The following is a 22,675-nucleotide window of genomic DNA, read 5'->3' as shown; positions in this document are numbered from 1 at the left end:
TCGCCGGCACGCCAGGGCATGCTACATCACGGGAAGGCCGCGACGAGGGCGAAGCGCGCGACCGGCTCGCCGGCGACCTCGACGGTCTCGACGAACATCGCCAGTGGCCGCACCCAGAGTCCATAGCTGCCGTACAGCGCGCGGTACACCACCATCGGTTCCGTGCTCTCGCTGTGATGGGCCAGACCCAGCACCTCGTAGCTCTGGCCCTTGTAGTGGCGATAGATGCCCGGTACCGGGCGGGATGCTTCATGATGCATCAAAGGACTCCTCGCGAGTGGCGGTAGCGGCTTCACGGCGGGCGCGCTCGGCCAGGCGGGCCAGGGTCCGCGAGGCGGCGACGAAGCCGAAGCTGCCGGTGACGAAGCTCGCCGCGCCGAAGCCGCTGGCGCAGTCGAGCCGGGTCGCCTCGCCGAGCCCGGGTTTCTGCAGGCAGACCTCGCCGTCGCCATCCGGATAGATCAGCTGTTCGTCAGAATAGACGCATTCGACGCCGAAGCGGCGCTTGGGATTGCGCGAGAAGCCGAAATCCCGGCGCAGCCGGGCACGCACCTTGGCGAGCAGCGGATCATGTTCGGTGCGACTCAGGTCGGCGGTGCGAATCCGCGCCGGGTCGGTCTGGCCGCCGGCGGCGCCGGTCACCGTCAGGCCCAGCTTGCGGCGCTTGCACCAGGCGATCAGCGCCGCCTTGGCGAGGACGCTGTCGATGGCATCGATGACGTGATCGGCGTCCTCGGGAATGCGCGCTTCGAGATTGCCGGGGGTGACGAAGGCGTTGTCGGCGATCACCTCGAGCGCCGGGTTGATCGCCCGAAAGCGCTCGGCGAGCACCTCGACCTTGGGCCGGCCGATGCTGCCGTCCAGGGCGTGCAGCTGACGGTTGACGTTGGACACGCAGACGTCGTCGAGATCGATCAGCGTCAGCCGGCCTACCCCTGAGCGGGCCAGCGCCTCCGCCGCCCAGCTGCCCACGCCGCCGAGGCCCACCACCACCACGTGGGCGCGCTGGAAACGCGACGCCGCCCGGGCGCCATAGAGGCGGCGAATGCCGCCGAAGCGAAAGGCGTAATCGTCGCTCATGACAGCGCCTCGCAGGCATGGGGGGCAGCGCAAGCGTCACCACCGCAGTGGACCAGCAGGCTTGAGGGATTGTGCATCGCGACCAGGGTATCGTCCTGGTAGACGATCGGCAGACGGTCGTCGAACGTCGTCGCTGGACTCATCAGGGCACTCGAAGTAGCTGCAACAGGGACGGGCATTGTCGCCGCCCCGGCCCCGCCCTGTCACCCTCGACAGGCGTGCCGCGCCAGGCCGACCACTGGCTGAATCAGGGGCGGCTGACGCCCCCCGAGTGATCGATGATCGTGCCAAGGTCGACTTTCCGCCGCCTGGGCGTTGCGGCATGATAGCCGGCTAAGCAGCGCCCGCAACGCCGTGGCGTTGCCCAACCAGAGCCGCGCGGGTCAGCCCGCCTAGCAGTCTGTCGGATTTGACCGATCGTAGCGAGAAAAGCGGATTTCGAGACAAGTTGATCGATCTGATGAGGCGAATAGCGCGCTATTTAACGAATCAGAGCGAATGAAATTGGCCGAAAGCCCGGGTTTCGCAGCAGATCAGCGTTAAGTCCGACAGGCTGCTAGCGGCCGTCGTCCATCCGGACCTTTCAACGCCTAGGACACGTCATGTCGATCTTCGAACGCATCAACCGTCTGTTCCCCGTGTGGGCCGTGCTGCTCGCGGTCGTCGCCGCCTTGCTGCCCGAGCTGTTCAGCGGCCTGGCCGGCTACATCAAGACGCTGCTGGTCATCATCATGTTCGCCATGGGGCTGACGCTCTCCAGGGACGACTTCGCCCGGGTGGTCAAGTCGCCCAAGCCGATCGCCGTGGGCGTGGTGCTGCAGTTCCTGATCATGCCGATGGCGGCGCTGCTGGTCTCGCTGATGCTGGGGCTATCGCCGGAGTTGACCACCGGCATGGTGCTGGTGGGTGCCACCGCCGGCGGCACCTCGTCCAACGTCATGACCTGGCTGGCTGGTGGCCACGTGGCGCTGTCGGTCTCGATGACCATGGTCTCGACGCTGATCTCGGTGTTCGCCACGCCGTTGCTGACACTGCTGCTGGTCGGACAGAGCGTCGACGTGCCGGTGGCCGGAATGCTGATGAGCATCGCCCAGCTGGTGGTCGCGCCGATCGTGCTGGGGGTGGTGATCCATCATCTGCTCGGTAGCCACATCCAGCGCGTCGAGCCGGCGCTGGCGACGCTGGCGATGGCGGCCATCGTGCTGATCATTGCCATCGTCGTTGCCCTCAACGCCGGCAGGCTGGCCACGCTGGGTCCGATCGTCGCGCTGGCGGTGGTCCTGCACAACGCCATCGGCCTGGGCGGCGGCTATGCGCTGGCCCGGGCGCTGCGCTTCGACAAGCGCACCGCGCGCACCATCGCCTTCGAGGTCGGCCTGCAGAACTCCGGCCTGGCGGTGACGCTGGCCAACCAGTTCTTCACCGCCACCGCGGCGCTTCCCGGGGCGCTGTTCTCGGTCTGGCACAACGTTTCCGGCTCGCTGCTGGCGGGCTACTGGAAGCGCCGCCCGGTTGGCGACGAGGCCGAGCCGGCGCTGGCCCCGCGCTGAGCGACCGGCGATCCGCCGTTAGCACGTGACGGATCGCTTGAGGGGAATCGGGGCCGGGCATGCTAGACTGCCCGGCTCTTTCATCTAGCGTCTTCATTCAGCGTCCTGCTTGGGTCACCGAGTCAGGGTCCAAGCCCGGTGCGTACGAGCCTATGGTCGATCGTGATAGCGAGCCTTGTCGTCAGCGGGGCGCCCAGCGCGGCGAAGACGTCTCGGGCGATGCTCCGCGGCGCAAGCCGTTCAACGCCCGGGGCAGCTTCGTGACGCGCTGCGAGGCGTGTCGGCTGCCCAGCCTCAACTGCCTGTGCCCCTACAAGGTGGCCGCCGCCAGCGAGACCCGCGTGTGGCTGTTGGCACACCCCTACGAGCATTACAAGCCGACCAACACCGGGCGGCTGATCGGCGATATTCTGGACACCACCGAAGTCTTCACCTGGTATCGCACGGCGCCCGACCCGACCCTGCTGGCGCGCCTTGCAGACCCGCGGTTCGCGCCCTTCGTGGTGTTCCCCGACGACCAGCCGGACTACGCCGCGCGCGTGGTCAGCCCCGACGCCGTGCGCGCCGCCAAGCGCGAGGGGCGCATTCCGGTGCTGATTCTGCTCGACGGCACCTGGCGCCAGGCGCGGCGAATCTTTCGCAAGAGCGCCTATCTCGAGCGCTTGCCGGTATTGCCGTTGCACAGCGAGCGCGCGACCCGCTACCGGCTGCGCAAGCCGGCCTCGAGTGCGCATTTGTGTACCGCCGAGGTCGCCGCCGAGCTGCTTCACCAGACCGGCGACGGCAAGGCGGCGGCGACCCTCGACGACTACTTCGACGCCTTCAACGACAGCTACGCGGCCAGCCGCCGGCACGGCAAGCTCGAGGCTCCGACCGCGCCGATGCAGCGGCTGCTGGCAAGGCGCTAGCGCCGATAAACCACTCAGCGAACTCGATTGCGATCGTTGAAGTGGCGATGCAAGGCGGCTTTTCCAATGTTGCCCCTGTCCTCGGTTATTGGCCGCCCTGGCTACCGGCTCCCAGACTGAGCAGGGTACCTCGCTGGGTCTTCAGTGTATCTTGCTGATACTGATCCTGGCGGCGCAGAAAGTCAGCGTCGAACAGGCGTATTTCTTGAGAGGACAGCCGTTCCGCGGACCGACGGATCCCCAGATCCTCCAGCAAGAAGCGTTCATGCAAGCCGATCCAGCTTGCACCATCGCGAAGCTTCAGGGCCGGGTTGAGCACGTAGTGTCCGCGCCGCAGGCGCAGGAACAGTTTGCGATTGTAACGATCCTCGCGCTGGATTTCGTTCTTGGCCAGAACGCTGGAGAGATAGGCTCGGCGCTTGCGGCGCGCAGGCAAGACACTATCGGGAAGTCGAGAGACCCAACCTTCAATATCCTGGGCTGTGTAGCCGTGGTTCCATGCCAGGACCGGGCCGAGATGGCGATAGAACATGGCTTGCAGCAGTTCGAGAAGGAAGGTTTCCATCAGTCGACGATCGAGCTTCACCAGACGGCCATCGACTTGCACGTTGAGGCTAGCCGGGGCCAGCAGAGGGTAGAGGGCGGGGAAGCGTTGACGTGCAAAGGTATCGTCGAGCATCGCTTGTTCCAGGGCGAAATGCAGGGCGGTGAAACCATTGTTGGTGGTCAGCGTCGGATTGGCTCCTCGTTCGATCAACTGCGCCACCAGGGCACTGTTGCCCAATCGCGCTGCGATCATCAAGGGCGTGAGGCCGAAGCGAATACGATGATCCACCCCGTAGCGCTGCGTATCCCTGAGCACGGCCGTAGGGTGGCTCATCTCGTAGCTCATGAAGTGATTGCGGTGGAGCTGATGCGCCGCCTTGGCTTTATCATTGAGGGCCGGCTTGAAGCCGGCCTCGGCTAAGGCGTTAAGGGTCGGGCGATGATGATGAAGCAGAGCGTATTCGAAGACTTCGAGACGCTGCTTCTTGCCCCCCTCGACGAGGGCTTGGTGGCGCAATTCCTCGAAGCCCGCACGATCCAGTACCGTCCAGGGCACCGGTTGTTCATCCAGTATCTGCTCACGGATCGCCTGGGCCTGCTCGTCCTTGCCCTGGAGCTCGAGCCGTCTGGCCTCGTGTTGCCAGTCCTCGAGAGATGAATCGTCCTGTTGCAACTGGAGTTCACCTTCCAGGCTTGCAACATTCAGCAGTTGCAATAGCGGATGGTCGAGCTGCGTCTCCACCAGGTAGACATTGCGCACCGCCCGGGTTACCGCCACATACAGAGCGTTGATGAAGAACTTATAGATCTCCAGTGATTTATCGTGTTTGTCCTTGCCACGGCGGTAATCGAGTTCCTCGCGCTCCAGGTCCTCGGGGGCTACGCCCTGGGTGATCGCCTGGAACATGTCTGCATCCTCGCTGATCACGTTGTAAAGGATGGCGCTGTCGTATTCGAGACCCTTGGCTTCCTGGATCGAGAAGACCAGCGGGGTGCGGAACCAGCGCCGGGCTTCCTCCTTCTGTGCCGGATGCAGCACTATTACTGCGAAACGCGTTGACCGTGCGGTGCGGTTGTCGAGTTCGCGCTTGAGCGTTTCCCGGTTCTCCAGGAGTTGGACCTGCCCCGACTGCTCGACAGCGCTATGTATCAGATAGTTACTCTCGCGATCCACCGAGCCGAACCGTGCATGCTTGATCTTGAGGATGCGGTTGGCCAGTGCAGTGACCAGTGGCGCATTGCGGTAATTGGCATGCAGGATACGCACGACTTCGCCGTGACGGGTCAGGTCGTGCTCATGAAAGAACAGCGACTTGACGCTGGCCCAGGAGAAGAAGTTGGGGTGGACGATCTGGTTGGCGTCGCCGCTGAGCAGGAACTGTCCGGGCTCCCGCAAGCTCTTTAGAATCAGGTAGAGCTGAACGTTGGTGATGTCCTGCACCTCGTCGATCACCACGAAGTCGTAGCCGGGTTGCACGAGAGCGAGATGATCATGAGCAACCAGGTTGGGATCATAGAGCCCTTGCTCACCGAGAAACGCCAGGTAGCGTTCGAAAAGATCGTAGACCCGGGGGCGCTCGGCTTCCGGGAAGATCGATTGCTTGACACCGAGCTCCAGGTATTCCTCCCGGGAACGCCAACCGCTCGCGGTCGTCGCTCCGGTGATCACGCCGCGGATCTCTTCGTAAAGTTTATGTGAATCACTCAGACCACTGCCTTGGCGATGGCGCTGGAACCAGTCCTGAAAATCCCGATTCTCGACCTGCCGACCTTGAGGCACCTGGATGGTTTCCAGTAATTCCTGGAACGACAGGAAATCCACCGACTGATCGGGGTTGTCATAACCGTGGGCGTAATAGAGCTCCCGAGCGCTGGTCACGAGATAGGACGAAAGGCTGACATAGAGCACATCACCGATGGCTTGCTTGAGCTTCTCGAGAATCAACGCGGTCTTGCCACTGCCTGCCGAGCCGATGATGACCAGCGGTGAGGGCGAAGCGAAGATAGCTTCCTGCTCGTCGTCGAAGGTCAGGATCTTGTCGAGCAGATGGAAGCGCTCGCGAGTCGGATGAAGGTAGCTCAGGGGGGCGGCTTCTGCCTCTTCGGGGGCCTGCAAGCGGGGGATCTTGTCTTCATCGATCACGGCGTCGCCGGCCAGAAAGCGCGAGCGTTCATAGGCGTGATTGCGCAGGTATTCGAGTATCAGGCAGCAGGTTTCGTGGGCATGCCGGTAAAGCGAGAACAGTACGCGATCACGTTTGTTGAGGCGTGCTCGATAAAGGTTGTCACCGATCTTGCGTACATCGGCCTGTCGAAAATTGTCCGCTTCAAGGGCGGAGCGTAACTTCTGGAAACCGGGAATCGATGCCGCGTCCAGATCGCTGTAAAGCAAGACTCGCATAGGATGAGAGCTCGTTTGTTAAGTAAGGCTGTCTACGTGTAAACGAATCTGATTGTTTCAGAGGCCCGTTCAAGGATCAAAGTCAGGTCGGAGCACAAGGCGTCGATTTCCTCCCGGTGCGCCCGTCCTCTTCTTCCACGTGTAGGGAGAGCAGCGCTGCCTGCGCGCCCACGCCCTTGTCGCGCAGCGTTTGCTGTCACCTGCCGGTCGGACTCGCCTGCCCAGCCAGCTTTCGTAGCGGGCGCGATCTTGTCGGCAAATGGGGCAGATGCCGTCGTAGTATACTTTCAGTGGAGGTAGGTCGGCCATCGAGTGTTTCTCCTTGCGTCGATGCCTACCTTGGTGACTAATGTAATCTCTCGCGGTGCGGTCAGAGATGGTCTCGCAACTCAGGAATTGGCGAGCTGGCTTCACAATGCAGGACGGCCATCACACGGATGCCATAATGATCTTCCAGCCGCTCCTGATCCGGCTTGGAGAGCATGCCGTTGGTGATCACCACGGCCTTTTCCAACACGCGTCGGCCAGCGCCAGCTTCTGCACGCAGGGATTTCACCAATGCCCGATATTCCGGCCGCTGCCGCTTCACGTAGGCAAGCTGTTCGAAAGCGTGCGGGATATCACCGGCGCCCTTGAGTTCGACGAGCACGGCGGCATTACTTTGATTGCCCTGCCAGAGGAAGAGTCCGTCGCACTTCGGCTGATTATCGCGCAAGACACAGCCATCCAGCACCACTGCGACGGCCTGCTCCCCTGCCTTGGGGGTCAGGCGAATCCGCTTGCCTTGCTCACCTAACGTCAGTTCCCCGCGGCACAACGCCTGGGTGTTGCCCATCCTCCGACACACGCAGTCCTGATACTTGCCCAGATTCATGCCTCGCGATGCTCCCACTCGATATCCCGCATCTCGTCATAGAGGCGATTGATGGCATTGAAGTGGCTGAGCAGCTTGTCATCGAGCAGCCCCAGGTCGGCCGCCATCAGCGACTGGGCCTCGTCCGGCGTGATGAGATAGGCGGCCACCTCTTTCGGCGATAGCGGCAATAGTGCCTGGATGGCTTCATGGGTGATCTCGAGGCCATCGAGCTGGCTGCGCTTGAGATGATTGTTGAGCGCCTCGACGATAAAGGGGCTGTGGGTGGTGATGATGAACTGGGTATTGGGAAAGGTGACTAGCAGGTCTCCCACTACACGCCGTTGCCACTCGGGATGTAGGTGTAGATCGACTTCGTCGATCATCACCACCGCTTCAGCCGCCAGTGGATCATCTAGATGTGGGTTGGCCATGGCCATTCGCGAACTGAGGTCGATGACCAGCCCCAGCAGGGTCTGATAGCCATCGCTGAGCTGAGCGATATTCAGCCATTCGCCCTGCTGCTTCACTGCGAAGCGCAGCGGATTGAGTTCGATATGCGGCTCGGAGAGGTCGGGAAATAACTGCGTGATGGCACGGCGTACCGCATCCAGCTCCGGCAGCGTTACGTCGAAGCTCTTGTGCTGCCTTTGCAGCCGATGCTCCTCGTTTTCTTTGTTGTAGAACCAGACGAAGGCCGACTTGAAACGCGTATCGGCGTTCAGCGCATTGGCCAAGGCATCGAAACGTTCGTGGGACTTGGGAAATCCCTTGCGACTGAGGGGTAGATCCAGCAAGGCGCGGCTAACGCCGTAATAGGCAAACACCGGCAGTTCGAAGGGCTCTCCGGCTGCCCAAGGATCTATCACGGTAATGTCGAGATGTTGCTTGAGCGCTTTTACTCCCTGTCCCGGAGGGATCTCACCGGCTGTCTTCTTGCTATTGTCGCGCCGCTGGAGTCGGTCCCAGGAAAGCCTTTGAAAGGTTTCCAGGGTAATCCGTGTATAGGGCGCCAAGTGGTTACCCCGCTGATGAATATCGCCCCGCTTCTTGAAGGTCATGCCCGACACACCGGGCAGATAGGTGAGGATTTCACCGAGCCCAATGGCGATACCGTCCAGCAAGGTGGTCTTGCCACTACCATTGGCGCCCATTAGCAGCGTCAGGCGCGGCCCCAGCGTCATCGACAGAGATGGCTTGGCGCGAAAGTTCTCCAGTATCAGGCGCTTTAGCTTCATTCAGCGGTATTCTACTAGTAGTGAGGGTCCAAGATGGCAGTCTGGCATGTTAGTGAAGTACGGTCGACTGGTTGGCCCTACGACAGTGCTTGTCTGAGCGCTAGCCAGCATGAGCCGCAATAAAGCGCGCAGACTGTCGTTGCCCCGATAACCGCCGGCGGATCGCTTGACGGGTACCCAGGCCGCGCATGCTAAACTACCCGGCTCTTTCATCTAGCGTCTTCATTCAGCGTCCTGCTTGGGTCACCGAGTCAGGGTCCAAGCCCGGTGCGTACGAGCCTATGGCCGATTGTGATAGCGAACCTTGTCGTGAGCGGGGCGCCCAGCGTGGCGAAGACGCCTCGGGCGATACTCCGCGTCGCAAGCCGTTCAACGCCCGGGGCAGCTTCGTGACGCGCTGCGAGGCGTGCCGACTGCCCAGCCTCAATTGCCTGTGTCCCTACAAGGTGGCCACCACCAGCGAGACCCGCGTGTGGCTGCTGACGCACCCCTACGAGCATTACAAGCCGACCAACACCGGGCGCCTGATCGGCGATATCCTGGATACCACCGAGGTCTTCACCTGGTGTCGCACGGCGCCCGACCCGACCCTGCTGGCGCGTCTCGACGATCCTCGGTTCGCGCCCTTCGTGGTGTTTCCCGATGATCAGCCGGACTACGCCGAGCGGGTGGTCGGCCCCGACGCCGTGCGCGCCGCCAAGCGCGATGGCCGCATTCCGGTGCTGATCCTGCTCGATGGCACCTGGCGTCAGGCGCGGCGCATGTTCCGCCGCAGCGCGTACCTGGCCGCGTTGCCGGTATTGCCGCTGCACAGCGAACGCACCACCCGCTACCGGCTGCGCAAACCGGCCCCGAGTGAGCATCTGTGTACCGCCGAGGTCGCCGCCGAACTGCTCCACCAGACCGGCGACGGTGAGGCGGCGGCGACTCTCGACGACTACTTCGATGCCTTCAACGACAGCTACGCGGCCAGCCGCCGACACGGCAAGCTCGAGGCCCCGACCGCGGCGATGAAACGGTTGCTGGAAAGGCGCGAGCATATGCGCTGAACGGCCTGCCGGGGATTCTCTTTCGCCGCGACGACGGCGATAATGCGCGTCTTGTCCGTCATGCGCCCGTTACGAGGATCCGCCGATGCCCCAATCCCCTCACGTTCATGGCCCCGATTGCCGACACACTCATGACGCTGGTCCCGCATCGGGCAGTGCCGGCCACGTGCATGGCCCGCACTGCAACCACGGTCCGCAGACGCCGGTGCGCAATGCCTTGAAGACGTTGGGTCGCAACGATCCCTGCCCATGCGGCAGCGGCAAGAAGTACAAGAAGTGTCACGGCGGCTGAGCCGCGCGCTAGCCCAGTAACTGGCCGGCGATGCGCAGCCCGGCGATCCAGGTGCCAGCCGCCGAGCCCACGGTGGCGAGCAGGAACACCAGCAGCGTGCGCGACACCCGGTTGCGCCACCAGCCCTTGAGCGAGGCGACGTCGTGGCGCAGCCGCGAGAAGTCGCGCACCTTGGGTCGGCGCATCGCCAGTTCGACGCCGGCGGCGACGAAGCCCGCGCCGATGGTCGGGTTGAGCGAGGTCAGCGGGGCGGCGAAGAAGGTCGCCAGCACCGTCAGAGGGTGGGCCAGGGCGATCGTCGCGCCCAGTGCCGAAAGCACCCCGTTGATCAGGAACCATTCGCCGATCAACTGCCAGCCGAGCTGGGTATCGCGGGAGAAGCCGATTGCGAAGCCGATCAGCACCAGTGCGGTAATCAGCCAGGGAATCGCCTTCCACCAGCGCGCCCGCGGCTTGACGGTATCGAGCGCGGCGCGTTCGCTGGCCGGCTCGGCGGGCAGCGGTGCCCTGAGATGCTCGGCCAGGCCCTTGAGGTGACCGGCGCCGACCACCACCAGCACTTCGCGGTAGCGCGCCGGGGTATTGTCCTCGGCCAGGCGTAGCGCCATGTAGCGGTCGCGCTCGGCGATCAGCGGGGTGTACAGCGCTTCGGACTGCTGGGCGAACTCGGCGAAGGTCGATTCCAGCACGTCGCCCTGCTTGAGCCGCTCGATATCCTCGCTGGAGATCTTCTGGCGCGAGACCAGGCTGGCGGCGAGCCCGCTGATCAGGCTGGCGCGTTGCCACCAGGGCACGTTGGCGTAGATGCGCTTGAGGGTCACGCCGATGTCACGGTCGATCAGCAGCAGCGGCAGTTCGGCGCGCCGGCAGGCCTTGACCGCTTCGCGCATCTCGGCGCCGGGCTCGATGCCCGACTGTTCGGCGACGCGCTGCTGGAAGGCGCCCAGCGCCAGGCTGGCGGCCACCATGCCGGCCTTGCCCTGGCGGAACACCTGGAACAGATCCTGGTCGGCGAGGGTGTTGGGCTGGGTCAGGCTCTGGTGGCGCGATTCGCACAGTTCGATGGCCACCGCATCGAAGTCGCCGGACTCGACCAGCTCGCGCACCTCGTCGGCACTGGCCCGCGAGACGTGCGCGGTGCCCAGCAGGGTGTAGCGGGTATCGCCGCTGACGACCACCTCGCGTGGGCCGCTGGCGGTATCCGGGGGGGCAATGTCCTGCGTATCGGTCATGGGGGCTCGCTGGCTGTAAGGCAGAAGCTCGATTATCCACATCGCGGCGAGCCAGGCCAAACCAACGAGTGGCCGGGTGAGTGCCGCGAATTTTCCGGTGTCGCCTAGCGGCGCCAGAAGGCCGGCGTGAACAGCACCAGCACGGTGAAGATTTCCAGTCGGCCGAGCACCATCGCCGCCACCAGGATCCATTTGGCCAGCGCGGGAATATCGCCGTAATCGTTGGCGACCTCGCCGAGCCCCGGCCCCAGGTTGTTGAGCGCCGCGCCCACCGCCGACCAGGCGGTGACCTGGTCGAGCCCGGTGGCGAGCAGGCCGATCAGCATCAGCAGGAACAGCATCACGTAGACCGAGAAGAAGCCCCAGACCGCCTGGGCCACGTTGTCGGTAATCCGCGCCTTGCCGACCTTGATCGAGATCACCGCGTTGGGGTGGATCAGCCGCAGCACCTCGCGCATGCCCTGCTTGAGGATCAGCAGGATGCGCACCACCTTGATGCCACCGCCGGCGGACCCCGAGCAGGCGCCGACGAAGGCGGCGACGAACAGCAGAAACGGCAGCGCGCCGGGCCAGGCCGAGAAGTCGGCGACGCCGAAGCCGGCGGTGGTGGCGATCGATACCGCTTCGAACAGCCCGTGACGCAGCGCGGTGAGGCCGTCGTGGGTCCGGGTGATCAGCAGGGTGGCGATGCTGATCAGGCTGAGCAGCAGCAGAAAGCCGACGAAGAAGCGGAACTCGGGGTCCGCCAGGTAGTGCCGGATGCGCTTCTCGCGCCACACGGCAAAATGCAGGCCGAAGCTGATCGACGACACGATCATGAAGAACACGGCGATCAGTTCGATGGCCACGCTGTCGAAGTAGCCGATGCTGGCGTCGTAGGTCGAGAAACCGCCGATGGCGACGGTCGAGAAGCTGTGGCCGAGGGCGTCGAACCAGTTCATGCCGGCCGCCCAGTAGGCGAGAAAGCAGGCCAGCGTCAGCGCCGCGTAGATGTACCACAGCGCCTTGGCGGTCTCGGTGATGCGCGGGGTGAGCTTGGAATCCTTGAGCGGGCCGGGGATCTCGGTGCGATAGAGCTGCATGCCGCCGATGCCCAGTGTCGGCAGGATCGCCACCGCCAGCACCACGATACCCATCCCGCCCAGCCACTGCAGTTGCTGGCGGTAGTAGCGGATCGAGTCGGGCAGCAGGTCGATGCCGGTGATTACCGTGGCGCCGGTGGTGGTCAGCCCCGAGAACGATTCGAACACGGCGTCGGTCCACGACAGCGCCGGGTCGCTGGCGAGCATCAGCGGCAGCGACCCGAACAGCCCCAGCACGCTCCAGAACATCACCGTGATCACGAAGCCGTCGCGGGTGCGCAGCTCCTTGCGTGCATTGCGGTTGGGCACGTAGAGCAGCGCGCCGGTGGCCGCGGTGATCGCCAGGGCGACGGCGAAGGCTTCCCACACGCCGTCGACGAACAGCCACGAGATCAGGATCGGCGGCAGCAGGGTCAGGCTGAACAGCATCAGCAGCAAGCCCAGGATGCGCAGGGTGACGCGGGGGCTCAAGAGCGCATGTTCCTTGTCGAATGGGGCATCGTCACTGGCGAGTGTCCGTGGTTCGAAGAAACGCTCAGAAGAAGGTCAGGCCGACCTGGAACAGCCGCTCCACGTCGCGGATACGTCGCTTGTCGATCACGAACAGGATGACGTGATCGCCGGACTCGACGACCACGTCGTCATGGGCGATCAGCACGTCCTTGCCGCGCACCACCGCGCCGATGGTGGTGCCCGCGGGCAGGTCGATCTCGGCGATCGCCCGGCCGACCACCTTGGACGAGCGCGAGTCGCCGTGGGCGATCGCCTCGATCGCCTCGGCGGCGCCGCGGCGCAGCGAATGGACGTTGACGATGTCGCCGCGCCGCACGTGGGTCAGCAGGCCGCCGATGGTCGCCTGCTGGGGCGAGATGGCGATATCGATCTCGCCGCCCTGGACCAGGTCGACGTAGGCGGCGTTGTTGATCAGCGTCAGCACCTTCTTGGCGCCCAGCCGCTTGGCCAGCATCGACGACATGATGTTGACCTCGTCGTCGTTGGTCAGCGCGCAGAAGATGTCGCAGTCCTCGATGTTCTCCTCGATCAGCAGCCGCTTGCTGGTCGCACTGCCGTGCAGCACCACGGTGCGGTCGAGGCGCTCGGAGAGCATCGTGCAGCGCTCCAGGTCGTGCTCGATGATCTTGACCTGATGACTGTGCTCGAGGTGTTCGGCGAGGCGCTGGCCGATGTTGCCGCCGCCGGCGATCAGCACCCGGCGGAAGTCGCGCTCGACCTTGCGCAGTTCGCTCATCACCGCACGGATGTCCTTGCGCGCGGCGATGAAGAACACCTCGTCGTCGGCCTCGATGACCGTGTCGCCGCGCGGGATGATCGCCCGGTTGCGACGGTAGATCGCCGCCACGCGGGTGTCGACGTTGGGCATGTGGCGGCGCAGGAAGCCCAGTTCCTGGCCGACCAGCGGCCCGCCGTAATAGGCCTTGACCGCCACCAGCTGGACCTGGCCGCCGGCGAACTCGAGCACCTGCAGCGCGCCCGGGTAGACGATCAACCGGCGGATGTGATCGGTGACCACCTGCTCGGGGCTGATCAGCACGTCGACCGGCACCGCGTCATTGGCGAACAAGCCCTTGCGGGTCAGGTAGGCGGCGGCACGCACCCGGGCGATCTTGGTCGGGGTGCGGAACAGCGTGTGCGCGACCTGACAGGCGACCATGTTGACTTCGTCGGAATTGGTCACCGCGATCAGCATGTCGGCATCTTCGCCGCCGGCCTGGCGCAGCACCATCGGATAGGAGGCGGGTCCGGTCACGGTGCGGATGTCCAGACGATTGTGCAACTCGCGCAGCCGCTCGGTGCTGGTATCGACCACCGTGATGTCGTTTTCCTCGTGGGCGAGGTGTTCGGCCAGCGTGCCGCCCACCTGGCCGGCGCCCAGAATGATAATTTTCATCGTTGTCGGGTCCGCGTGCGCAAGGTCGGGGATTGGGAAGAGCGTTCAACCGGGGCGCTCTCAAACGCGAGCAAGCATAAACCAGTCGAGCGGGGCGGGGACAGGGCCCGGTGGACCGGACCCCGTTATTTTAAAAGGTTCATCGCATTTTGCCGGGAAATGCGGCACGGATCATCGCGAACCAGCTCCCTCCCACAGCCCCCTGCCGGTTAGCTTGTCCTTGTGGGAGCGAATTCATTCGCGATGGCGGCGGGCACTGTACCTTCCCGGCCATGCCGGGCGCCTGCGGCGCCAATCGGGAACAAGTTCCCTCCCACAAAAATCCCCGGCCCCATGCTCCAAATGGCCATCCAGGCCGGGTCGCGTGGGAGGCAATTTATTCCCAATAGCGAGGCCTTGACGTTTCACGCTGATCTGCGAAGAACCTTTTAAAATGAGCTTTCAAGTGAGCTTTCAAGTGAGCTTTCAAGTGAGCTTTCACATGAGCCTCACAGGCGCGTCACTCGGGCTCTGTGAGCGTGAAGCCGACCTTGACGGTGACCTGCCAATGCATGATTCGGCCATGCTCGATGTGGCCCCGGGTATCGGTGACCTCGAACCAGCGCATGTCGTGCAGGCTCTCGTTGGCCCGGGCGATGGCCTGCTCCACGGCGTCCTCGATTCCCTTGGGCGAGGAGCCGGTGAGCTCGATGTGCTTGTAGACGTGGGTGGACATGGGCAACTCCAAATGCCGGAATGGGTGAGGACCCGGGGCACGCCGAAGCGTTCACGGACCCATCATCCAGTATAGAAGCTAGCCACCGGGGCCTGTCGACTCCTTGACCAGCCGGGCGTAGAAGAAGCCGTCATGGCCACCGGCCTGGGGCAACAGCTGGCGCCCGGCCCCGGCCGGGCGGCCCCAGTCGGCGTCGATCGGCGTCGCCCGGGCATCGGCGGTGCGCGCCAGGAAGGCGGCGATCTGTTGGCTGTTTTCCTCGGGCAGCACCGAGCAGGTGGCGTAGAGCAGCGTGCCGCCCGGCGTCAGCGTCCTCCACAAGGCGTCGAGCAGACGCGCCTGTTGGCCGGCCAGCGCACGGATGTCGCTGGGCCGGCGCAGGCGCTTGATGTCGGGATGGCGGCGGATCACCCCGCTGCCCGAGCAGGGCGCGTCGAGCAGGATCGCATCGAACGCCTGGCCGTCCCACCAGGCCAGCTCGCCGGCGTCGGCGTGGGTCAGCGTCGCCGACAGGCCCAGTCGGGCGAGGGTGGCCTCGACGCGCGACAGCCGCTGGGCATCGCTGTCGAGCGCGGTGAGCGCGATAGCGAAGGTTTCGAGCAAGTGTGCGCTCTTGCCGCCCGGCGCCGCGCAGGCGTCGAGCACCCGCGCCCCGGGCCGGGTCTCGAGCGCGGGAGCGAGCAGCTCGGCGGTGAGCTGGGCGGCCTCGTCCTGGACGCTGACCTCGCCCGTCTCGAAGCCGGGCAGCGTCTGGACGTCGCAGGCCTCGTCGAGGGTCAGCGCCTGGGCGGCATACGGCGCGGCGCGGGCCGCCAAGCCGGCCTCGGCGAGCCGCGCCTGATACGCCTCGCGCGAGCTGCGGCGACAGTTGACGCGCAATGTCATCGGCCCCGGCCGGTTGTTGGCCTCGGCGATCGCCTGCCAGTCGTCGGGCCAGGCCTGGCGCAGGCTCTTGAGCAGCCACGGCGGGTGCAAAAGCGCCACGCTCGGATCGCGGTCGACCCTGGCCTGGAGCGTCTGGCTCTCGCGCTGGAAGCGCCGCAGGCAGCCGTTGAGCACGCGGGTCGCCCACTCCTTGCTCAGCGCGCGCGCGGCGCCGCTGGTTTCGCCGACCGCGGCGTGCGGCGGCACCCGCATGTAGAGCAACTGGTAGAGCCCTATCAATAGTAGCGCCTGAACATCCAGATCGCGTCGCTTGAAGGGTTGGCGCAACAGCTCGCCGGACAGCGCCTCGAGACGCGGCAGGGCGCGGCACACGCCGTAGCACAGCGCCTTGGCGAAGCCGCGGTCACGGTTGGCGATGCCCGCCGCGGCAAGCCCGCCGTCGAGATGGCCGAGCGAGCCCTGGCCGTCGAGTACCGGGACCAGCAGGCGCGCGGCGGTGGCGCGAACGTCGGGCTGACTCATGATGTCGCCCCCTCCCGGGTCAGCCGCTTGCCGGGCGTGAAACGCTCGCCGCGGGCGTTGAGCAGCTCGCGCACGTCAAGCGGCTTGCCACCCGGCAACTGGGCGCGGGTCGCGCGCAGCACGCTGCGGCTCTCGGCGCCGCAGGCGATGCGCAACGCCTCGCCATCGGACTCGAGCAGGGTGCCCGGGGGGGCGGTGGCGACCTGCTCGCCGGTCTCGGGTTCGGCGAACCACAGCCGCAGCGGGGCGTCGTCGAGCATCGTCCAGGCCACCGGCCAGGGGTTGAAGGCGCGAATCTTGGCGGCAAGTTCCACCGCCGGGCGAGTGAAGTCGAGCGCCGCCTCGGGCTTGGACAGCTTGGCGGCGTAGGTCACTCCGGCGCTGGGTTGCGGTGTGGCGGTCAGTCCCGGCCCGGCCAGCGCATCGAGCGCGCTGACGATCGCCTCGCCGCCCAGCGCGGCCAGCCGGTCATGCAGCGCGCCGCCGGTGGTGGTGGCGTCGATCGCCGTCTCGCGGGTCAGCAGCATGTCGCCGGTATCCAGCCCCGCATCCATCTGCATGATGGTCACGCCGGTCAGCGCGTCGCCGGCCTCGATGGCGCGCTGGATCGGCGCCGCGCCGCGCCAGCGTGGCAGCAGCGAAGCGTGGACGTTGAGACAGCCCAGCCGCGGGGCGTCGAGCACCGCCTGGGGCAGCAGCAGGCCGTAGGCGACTACCACCATGACATCCGCCGAGTAGGCGGCGAGCTCGCGCTGGGCCTCGGGATCCTTGAGGCTCTGCGGCTGATGGACCGGCAATGGGTGCTGCTGGGCCAGCGCCTTGACCGCGCTGGGCGTGAGCTTGCGGCCGCGACCGGCGGGGCGGTCGGGCTGGGTATACACGGCGAGCAGTTGATGCTGACTGGCGAGCAGCGCTTGCAGGCTGTGCGCGGCGAAGTCGGGGGTGCCGGCGAAGATCACGCGCAACGGTCGGGTCATCGAAAGGGCCTTGCTGACGGGGAACGCCGCCATGGTAGCGGATCGCCCCGCGAACGAAAAACGCCGAGGGCCTCGGGGCTCTCGGCGCTGTAAAGATGCTATTGACAGTCGATGACGTCAGGCCATCTGCTTGTGGCGCTTCTGCATCTTCTTCATGATCCGGTCGCGCTTGAGCGGCGACAGGTAATCGACGAACAGCCGTCCCTCGAGGTGATCGCACTCGTGCTGAATACAGTGCGCCAGCAGCCCGTCGGCGTCGAGTTCATAAGGCGTGCCGTCGCGATCCAGCGCCTTGAGATGTACACGCAACGCGCGCGGGACCTCGGCGTAGAACTCGGGGATCGACAGGCAGCCCTCCTGCATCGGCTCGCGCTCGTCGTCGAGCGGCGCGTACTCGGGGTTGATCAGTACCCGTGGCTGGGACTGGTCGTCGCTGACATCCATGACGATGATGCGACGGTGCTGGTCGACCTGAGTGGCCGCCAGGCCGATGCCGTGGGCGTCGTACATGGTTTCGAGCATGTCGTCGACCAGGGTGCGCACCTCGTCGTCGACAGCGACAACCGGTGCGGCCTTGGTGCGCAGGCGGTCGTCGGGGTATTCGAGGATCTCTAGCTTGGCCATGGCGTTGAAAATACCGTTTCGGGTTAAGCAGGGATATGTACCGTATTGTAGGACGCGGTAGCATGGAACGAAACCATGCCCGGAATATCGCCATGATAGTTCAAGGCTATGCGCGGCATTGACGATAATGCTTGGACACGCATGAGACACAATATAACGAGGCGCAGGGGATGAGTGAACAAACTGCCGGCGGCTGCCGGCGCTGGCTGGCGCTCGGGGCCCTGGCCCTGGGTATCGCCCTCGGGGGGCTATTGCCGTTCGAGCCCGCTGCGGCCGCCACGCTGCGTGACGATGCGCCGAGCCGTTATACCGTGACCCGGGGCGATACCCTGTGGGACATCGCCGGACGCTTTCTCGATCACCCCTGGCAATGGCCCGAGGTGTGGGACGGCAACCCGCAGATCGACGACCCGCACTGGATCTACCCCGGCGACGTGATCTATCTCTACCGGGAAAATGGCCAGCCGCGGCTGGGGTTGGAGCCCGGCCAGGGTGGTGTCGTGCGGCTCTCGCCCCAGGTTCGCGAGGTGCCACGGCGCGAGGCGATTCCGCCGCTGCCGCTGGAAAGCGTGCAGCGCTTTCTCGACGCCAACCGCATCGTCGGCCCGGGCGAGTTCGACAATGCCGCCTATGTGATCGCCGGCGACGACCGGCGAATCGTCAGCGGCGCCGGCGATCGCATCTACGTGCGCGGCGAACTGCCGCCTGGCGAGCGCTTCGGCATCTATCGTCGCGGTGAGCGTTACCTCGACCCCGACAGTGGCGAGTTCCTGGGCCTCGAGCTGGAAACCCTGGGCGAGGCCCGGCTAGTGCGCCGCGATGGCGACGTTGCGCTGTTGCGGGTCACCGCCTCGCGCCAGGAAATTCGCCAGGGCGACCGGCTGCTGACCCAGGAGTCGCTGCCGGTGACGCCGGCCTTCCAGCCTCACGCGCCGGAACAGCCGCTTGAGGGTCGGATCCTGGCGGTGCCGGGCGGCGTGCAGTTCATCGGCCGGCTGGACGTGGTGGCGCTCGACCTGGGCCAGCGCGACGGTCTGAGTCGCGGCGCGGTGCTGGCCGTCGAACAGCAGGGCGAGACGCTCAGCGACCCGCAGACCGGCGAACCCGTGCAACTGCCCGGCGAGGACGCCGGCTGGCTGATGGTGTTCCGACTCTACGACCGGGTCAGCTATGCGCTGGTGATGCACGCCACGCGCAGCTTGGCAGTCGGCGACCGGGTCCATGCGCCGCGTAGCGACGATCTGCTCGCCGGCTCGGCGCGGCGGCCGTGACGGCCACCCCGGAAATCGCCCTGGCGCTGGCCCACCTGCCGGGAATCGGGCCACGGCGGTTGGCCGAACTGCAACGCCAGGCACCGGACTGGCCGCAAGGCTGGCTGGCGATGCTGCCGGCGCCGGGGCGCGACGCCCTGCGGCTGTGGCTCGATCATCCGGCGCGCAGTCCGCTGTCGGCGCTCATCGCGCGTGCCCAGGACTGGCAGGCCACGGCGACCGATCATCACCTGCTCTATCCCGGCCATGACGCCTGGCCGGCGCTGCTCGACGAGCTTCCCGACCCGCCGCCGCTGCTGTGGGCGATCGGCGATCTCGCCGCATTCGAGGCACCCGGGCTGGCGATCGTCGGCACGCGGCGACCGACCCGCGAGGGGCTCGGCAACGCCGCGCGCTTCGCCGGCGAACTGGCCGCGGCGGGGCTGTGCGTGACCAGCGGCATGGCGCTGGGCATCGACGGGCGCGCCCATCAGGCTGCGCTCGATGCGCGGGGGCGCAGTATCGGTGTGCTGGGCTGCGGCATCGATGTCACCTACCCGGCGCGCCACGCCGAGCTCTATCGGCGCATGCGCGGCGAGGGCGGGCTGCTGCTCAGCGAGTACGCGCCGGGGACGCGCGCCAATCCGGCGTTCTTCCCGCGCCGCAACCGGCTGATCACCGGCTTGTCGCTGGGCGTGCTGGTCATCGAGGCGGCCGAGAAGAGCGGCTCGCTGATCAGCGCGCGGCTGGCCGCCGAGCAGAACCGTGAAGTGTTCGCGCTGCCCGGCTCGCTCAACAATCCGCAGGCCCAGGGCTGCCTGGCGCTGCTCAAGCAGGGCGCGACGCTGGTCAGCGAGCTTGCCGACATCCTGCTCGAGCTCGGCCATTGGGTCGCGACAGGCGATTCGTCGACGCTGGCCACGCATCCGGCGAATCCGGCGGCACCGAGCGGCGATGCGCTGCTCGACCTGCTCAGCGGCTCGCCGACGCCGCTCGATCTACTGATCGAACTCTCGGGCAGGGACTTCGGCTTCTGCCAGCAGCGCTTGCTCGAACTCGAGCTCGAGGGTCGGGTAGCCCAGGCGCCGGGTGGCTGGGTGCGCTGCTGATCCAGACCAAGCGCCACGGCTGCCGGGGCGCGGCGCTGCATGCTAGACTTGGCCGCGTCATTACCGCGTGTCGGAGCTCGCCAAAGCTCGAAGCTCGTTGAAGGGAGTCCCGCCGGATGTACTCAACCGCTACCCTGCAAACCGCCGTCGCCCAGCTGCGCGAAGGCGGATTGATCGCCTATCCCACCGAGGCGGTGTGGGGGCTGGGTTGCGATCCCGACGACCCGACCGCGCTCGCCCGACTGCTTGCGCTCAAGCAACGCGACCCCGCCAAGGGGCTGATCCTGGTCGCCGCCTCCATGGCCCAGCTCGAGCCCTGGCTGGCCGGGCTCGAGCTATCGCTGCGCCAGCGTCTGGCCGACAGCTGGCCGGGCCCGCTGACCTGGCTGGTCCCCGACAACGGTCGCTCGCTGGCGCTGCTGCGCGGCGATCATGACCGCGTCGCCGTGCGGGTCAGCGACCATCCCGGGGTGATCGCGCTGTGCGAGGCCTTCGGCGGGCCGCTGGTATCGACCTCGGCCAATCGCGCCGGCGAGCCTCCGGCCCGCGACGCGGCTACCGTGCGGGACTACTTCGGCGATGCGGTGACGATTGTCGACGGCCCGCTGGGCGGTCGTCCCCGCCCCAGCCGCATCCGCGACCTGTGCAGCGGCGAGTGGTTGCGCGAGTGAACGCCGCCAGTTTCCAGACAAAGCCCAAGGAGATCCGCGTGTCCCACCCTCATCTCGATACCGTCAAGCGCTATCTGCTCGACCTGCAGGATACGCTGTGCCAGGCGCTGGCCAGCGAGGACGGCGGGGCGGCTTTCCGGGAAGACGCCTGGGAGCGCGCCGAGGGCGGCGGCGGCCGTTCGCGGGTGATCGAAAACGGCGCCGTGTTCGAGAAGGGCGGGATCAATTTCTCCCACGTGCATGGCGCCATGCTGCCGCCTTCGGCAAGCGCCGCGCGCCCCGAACTCGCCGGTCGCAGCTTCCACGCCGTCGGTGTTTCCTGGGTGCTGCACCCACGCAACCCCCACGTGCCCACCAGCCACGGCAACGTGCGCTTCTTCATCGCCGAGAAGCCCGGCGAGGAGCCGGTCTGGTGGTTCGGCGGCGGCTACGACCTGACGCCGTTCTATCCGGTGCACGACGATGTGCTGCACTGGCATCGCGTGGCCCGCGACGCTTGCGTGCCGTTCGGCGACGAGGTCTACCCGCGTTTCAAGCGCTGGTGCGACGAATACTTCTATCTCAAGCACCGCGACGAGACCCGTGGCGTCGGCGGGCTGTTCTTCGACGATCTCAACGCCTGGGATTTCGAGACCTGTTTCGGCTTCCAGCGCGCGGTGGGCGACAGCTTCCTCGACGCCTACCTGCCGATCGTGCGGCGTCGCCGCGACGACGCCTGCGGCGAGCGCGAGCGGGCTTTCCAGCTCTATAGGCGCGGGCGCTACGTGGAATTCAACCTGGTCTGGGATCGCGGCACGCTGTTCGGGCTGCAAAGCGGCGGACGCACCGAGTCGATCCTGATGTCGATGCCGCCGGTGGTCGAATGGCACTACGGCTGGAGGCCGGAGCCCGGCAGCGCCGAGGCGCGGCTGTACAGTGACTATCTAATCGCCCGCGACTGGCTGGGGGAAGAGGAGGGCGCGGCATGAGCGATCGCTACTGCGTGTTCGGCCACCCGATCGGCCACTCCAAGTCGCCGCAGATCCATGCCGCCTTCGCCGAGCAGACTGGCGAGACGCTGAGTTACCAGGCCATCGAGGCGCCAATCGACGGCTTTGCCGATGCCTGGCGCGAGTTTGCCGCCGCCGCCGGCCGCGGCGCCAACGTCACCGTGCCGTTCAAGGCGGCCGCCTGGCGTCTGGCCGAGACGCTGAGCGCGCGCGCCCGACGCGCCGGGGCGGTCAATACGCTGCTGCTCGACGACGCCGGCAAGCTCCATGGCGACACCACCGACGGCGTGGGGCTGGTCAGCGACCTGGCCGCCCACGCTGCGCCGCTCAAAGGGGCACGCATTCTGGTGCTGGGGGCCGGCGGCGCGGTACGTGGCGTGCTCGAGCCCTTGCTGGAAACCGGCCCTGCACGGCTGGTGATCGCCAACCGCACCGCCGGCAAGGCCCGCAAGCTGGCTGCGGACTTCGCCGACCTGGGCGAGACTGCCGGCGGCGGCTTCGACGAGATCGCGGGGCCCTTCGATCTGGTGATCAACGGCACCAGCGCCAGCCTGGCCGGTGATCTACCGCCGCTGCCCGATGCGCTGTTCGCGGATGGCGGGCTGGCCTACGACATGATGTACGGCGCCGCGCCGACGGTGTTCCTGCGCTGGGCCGCCGAACGTGGTGCGCGCACCGTCGACGGCCTGGGCATGCTGATCGAACAGGCGGCGGAATCGTTCTATCTATGGCGGGGCGTCCGTCCGGACACCGCGGCGGTGCGTGAGCGATTGCGCCGCTCGCTGTGAAGCAC

22 protein-coding genes are annotated in these 22,675 nt (G+C 66.1%); 9 read left to right on the top strand and 13 right to left on the bottom strand.

All coding sequences use genetic code 11. The features are described 5' to 3' along the window. Window positions 1-26: 26 nt before the first annotated feature. From HALZIN_RS0112605 to HALZIN_RS18085, 3 genes are read right to left on the bottom strand one after another with little or no spacing between them, the layout of a single operon-like run. Window positions 27-260, bottom strand: coding sequence for a DUF1653 domain-containing protein (locus HALZIN_RS0112605; RefSeq protein ID WP_031384564.1), 234 nt, complete (start codon window positions 258-260; stop codon window positions 27-29). Next, a complete protein-coding gene (tcdA, locus tag HALZIN_RS0112600) occupies window positions 250-1,080 on the bottom strand; it encodes a tRNA cyclic N6-threonylcarbamoyladenosine(37) synthase TcdA (protein WP_031384563.1) in 831 nt (276 codons plus the stop codon). The genes HALZIN_RS0112605 and tcdA overlap by 11 nt, the downstream gene beginning before the upstream one ends. Continuing rightward, window positions 1,077-1,223, bottom strand: coding sequence for a hypothetical protein (locus HALZIN_RS18085; protein ID WP_160171098.1), 147 nt, complete (start codon window positions 1,221-1,223; stop codon window positions 1,077-1,079). The genes tcdA and HALZIN_RS18085 overlap by 4 nt, the downstream gene beginning before the upstream one ends. A gap of 459 nt (window positions 1,224-1,682) precedes the next feature. On the opposite strand from HALZIN_RS18085, the gene HALZIN_RS0112590 reads away from it, so the two are divergent. Both HALZIN_RS0112590 and HALZIN_RS0112585 read left to right on the top strand, forming a co-directional pair. Beyond that, window positions 1,683-2,630, top strand: a complete 948-nt coding sequence (locus HALZIN_RS0112590; protein WP_031384562.1) for a bile acid:sodium symporter family protein — start codon at window positions 1,683-1,685, stop codon at window positions 2,628-2,630. A gap of 152 nt (window positions 2,631-2,782) precedes the next feature. After that, entirely contained in the window at window positions 2,783-3,538 is a 756-nt protein-coding gene (locus HALZIN_RS0112585) for a tRNA-uridine aminocarboxypropyltransferase (RefSeq protein ID WP_051907514.1), read from the top strand. Between the two features lie 85 nt (window positions 3,539-3,623). Here the strand turns inward: HALZIN_RS0112585 and HALZIN_RS0112580 are convergent, their stop codons facing one another. From HALZIN_RS0112580 to HALZIN_RS0112570, 3 genes are all read right to left on the bottom strand, one after another. After that, entirely contained in the window at window positions 3,624-6,485 is a 2,862-nt protein-coding gene (locus tag HALZIN_RS0112580; protein WP_035575358.1) for an ankyrin repeat domain-containing protein, read from the bottom strand. Window positions 6,486-6,855: 370 nt separating this feature from the next. Continuing rightward, window positions 6,856-7,359, bottom strand: coding sequence for a hypothetical protein (locus HALZIN_RS17595; RefSeq protein ID WP_084173579.1), 504 nt, complete (start codon window positions 7,357-7,359; stop codon window positions 6,856-6,858). Beyond that, window positions 7,356-8,576 carry an AAA family ATPase gene (locus tag HALZIN_RS0112570; protein ID WP_031384558.1) on the bottom strand — a complete coding sequence of 407 codons (1,221 nt, stop codon included), beginning with the start codon at window positions 8,574-8,576 and terminating at the stop codon, window positions 7,356-7,358. The genes HALZIN_RS17595 and HALZIN_RS0112570 overlap by 4 nt, the downstream gene beginning before the upstream one ends. A gap of 281 nt (window positions 8,577-8,857) precedes the next feature. Here HALZIN_RS0112570 and HALZIN_RS0112565 point away from each other — a divergent pair, with 281 nt between their 5' ends. Then, on the top strand, window positions 8,858-9,625 hold the full coding sequence (locus HALZIN_RS0112565; RefSeq protein ID WP_035575357.1) for a tRNA-uridine aminocarboxypropyltransferase: 768 nt from the start codon (window positions 8,858-8,860) through the stop codon (window positions 9,623-9,625). 85 nt (window positions 9,626-9,710) lie between these two features. After that, window positions 9,711-9,917 carry an SEC-C metal-binding domain-containing protein gene (locus HALZIN_RS17590; protein WP_035575356.1) on the top strand — a complete coding sequence of 69 codons (207 nt, stop codon included), beginning with the start codon at window positions 9,711-9,713 and terminating at the stop codon, window positions 9,915-9,917. An 8-nt stretch (window positions 9,918-9,925) separates the two neighbouring features. Here HALZIN_RS17590 and HALZIN_RS0112560 read toward each other — a convergent pair whose 3' ends face one another. From HALZIN_RS0112560 to def, 7 genes are all read right to left on the bottom strand, one after another. Further along, window positions 9,926-11,149 (bottom strand): TraB/GumN family protein, encoded by a 1,224-nt coding sequence (locus HALZIN_RS0112560; protein WP_031384556.1) that lies wholly within the window; start codon window positions 11,147-11,149, stop codon window positions 9,926-9,928. Window positions 11,150-11,253: 104 nt separating this feature from the next. Beyond that, window positions 11,254-12,702, bottom strand: a complete 1,449-nt coding sequence (locus HALZIN_RS0112555; protein ID WP_031384555.1) for a TrkH family potassium uptake protein — start codon at window positions 12,700-12,702, stop codon at window positions 11,254-11,256. A 64-nt stretch (window positions 12,703-12,766) separates the two neighbouring features. Next, complete coding sequence (gene trkA / locus HALZIN_RS0112550) at window positions 12,767-14,140, bottom strand: Trk system potassium transporter TrkA (protein WP_031384554.1); 1,374 nt, start codon at window positions 14,138-14,140, stop codon at window positions 12,767-12,769. Between the two features lie 499 nt (window positions 14,141-14,639). Next, a complete protein-coding gene (locus tag HALZIN_RS0112545) occupies window positions 14,640-14,855 on the bottom strand; it encodes a dodecin (protein ID WP_031384553.1) in 216 nt (71 codons plus the stop codon). 78 nt (window positions 14,856-14,933) lie between these two features. Next, entirely contained in the window at window positions 14,934-16,262 is a 1,329-nt protein-coding gene (gene rsmB / locus HALZIN_RS0112540) for a 16S rRNA (cytosine(967)-C(5))-methyltransferase RsmB (RefSeq protein WP_031384552.1), read from the bottom strand. After that, entirely contained in the window at window positions 16,259-17,239 is a 981-nt protein-coding gene (fmt, locus tag HALZIN_RS0112535; RefSeq protein ID WP_031384551.1) for a methionyl-tRNA formyltransferase, read from the bottom strand. The genes rsmB and fmt overlap by 4 nt, the downstream gene beginning before the upstream one ends. Window positions 17,240-17,356: 117 nt before the next feature. Then, entirely contained in the window at window positions 17,357-17,863 is a 507-nt protein-coding gene (gene def / locus HALZIN_RS0112530; protein WP_031384550.1) for a peptide deformylase, read from the bottom strand. A gap of 170 nt (window positions 17,864-18,033) precedes the next feature. On the opposite strand from def, the gene HALZIN_RS0112525 reads away from it, so the two are divergent. From HALZIN_RS0112525 to aroE, 5 genes are all read left to right on the top strand, one after another. Continuing rightward, window positions 18,034-19,134 carry a LysM peptidoglycan-binding domain-containing protein gene (locus tag HALZIN_RS0112525; protein WP_051907513.1) on the top strand — a complete coding sequence of 367 codons (1,101 nt, stop codon included), beginning with the start codon at window positions 18,034-18,036 and terminating at the stop codon, window positions 19,132-19,134. Next, window positions 19,131-20,222: a DNA-processing protein DprA gene (dprA, locus tag HALZIN_RS0112520; protein ID WP_031384548.1), complete on the top strand. Its 1,092-nt coding sequence runs from the start codon at window positions 19,131-19,133 to the stop codon at window positions 20,220-20,222. The genes HALZIN_RS0112525 and dprA overlap by 4 nt, the downstream gene beginning before the upstream one ends. A 116-nt stretch (window positions 20,223-20,338) precedes the next feature. Then, window positions 20,339-20,893 carry an L-threonylcarbamoyladenylate synthase type 1 TsaC gene (tsaC, locus tag HALZIN_RS0112515; protein WP_031384547.1) on the top strand — a complete coding sequence of 185 codons (555 nt, stop codon included), beginning with the start codon at window positions 20,339-20,341 and terminating at the stop codon, window positions 20,891-20,893. A gap of 38 nt (window positions 20,894-20,931) precedes the next feature. Next, on the top strand, window positions 20,932-21,861 hold the full coding sequence (gene hemF, locus HALZIN_RS0112510; protein WP_031384546.1) for an oxygen-dependent coproporphyrinogen oxidase: 930 nt from the start codon (window positions 20,932-20,934) through the stop codon (window positions 21,859-21,861). Then, window positions 21,858-22,670 (top strand): shikimate dehydrogenase, encoded by an 813-nt coding sequence (aroE, locus tag HALZIN_RS0112505; protein WP_031384545.1) that lies wholly within the window; start codon window positions 21,858-21,860, stop codon window positions 22,668-22,670. The genes hemF and aroE overlap by 4 nt, the downstream gene beginning before the upstream one ends. Window positions 22,671-22,675: the final 5 nt, after the last annotated feature.

Origin of the sequence: Halomonas zincidurans B6 (genome assembly GCF_000731955.1) — a bacterium.
Classification (GTDB): domain Bacteria; phylum Pseudomonadota; class Gammaproteobacteria; order Pseudomonadales; family Halomonadaceae; genus Modicisalibacter; species Modicisalibacter zincidurans.
The sequence above is the reverse complement of the archived record's forward strand: the minus strand, read 5'-3'. Positions and strand labels throughout refer to the sequence as shown.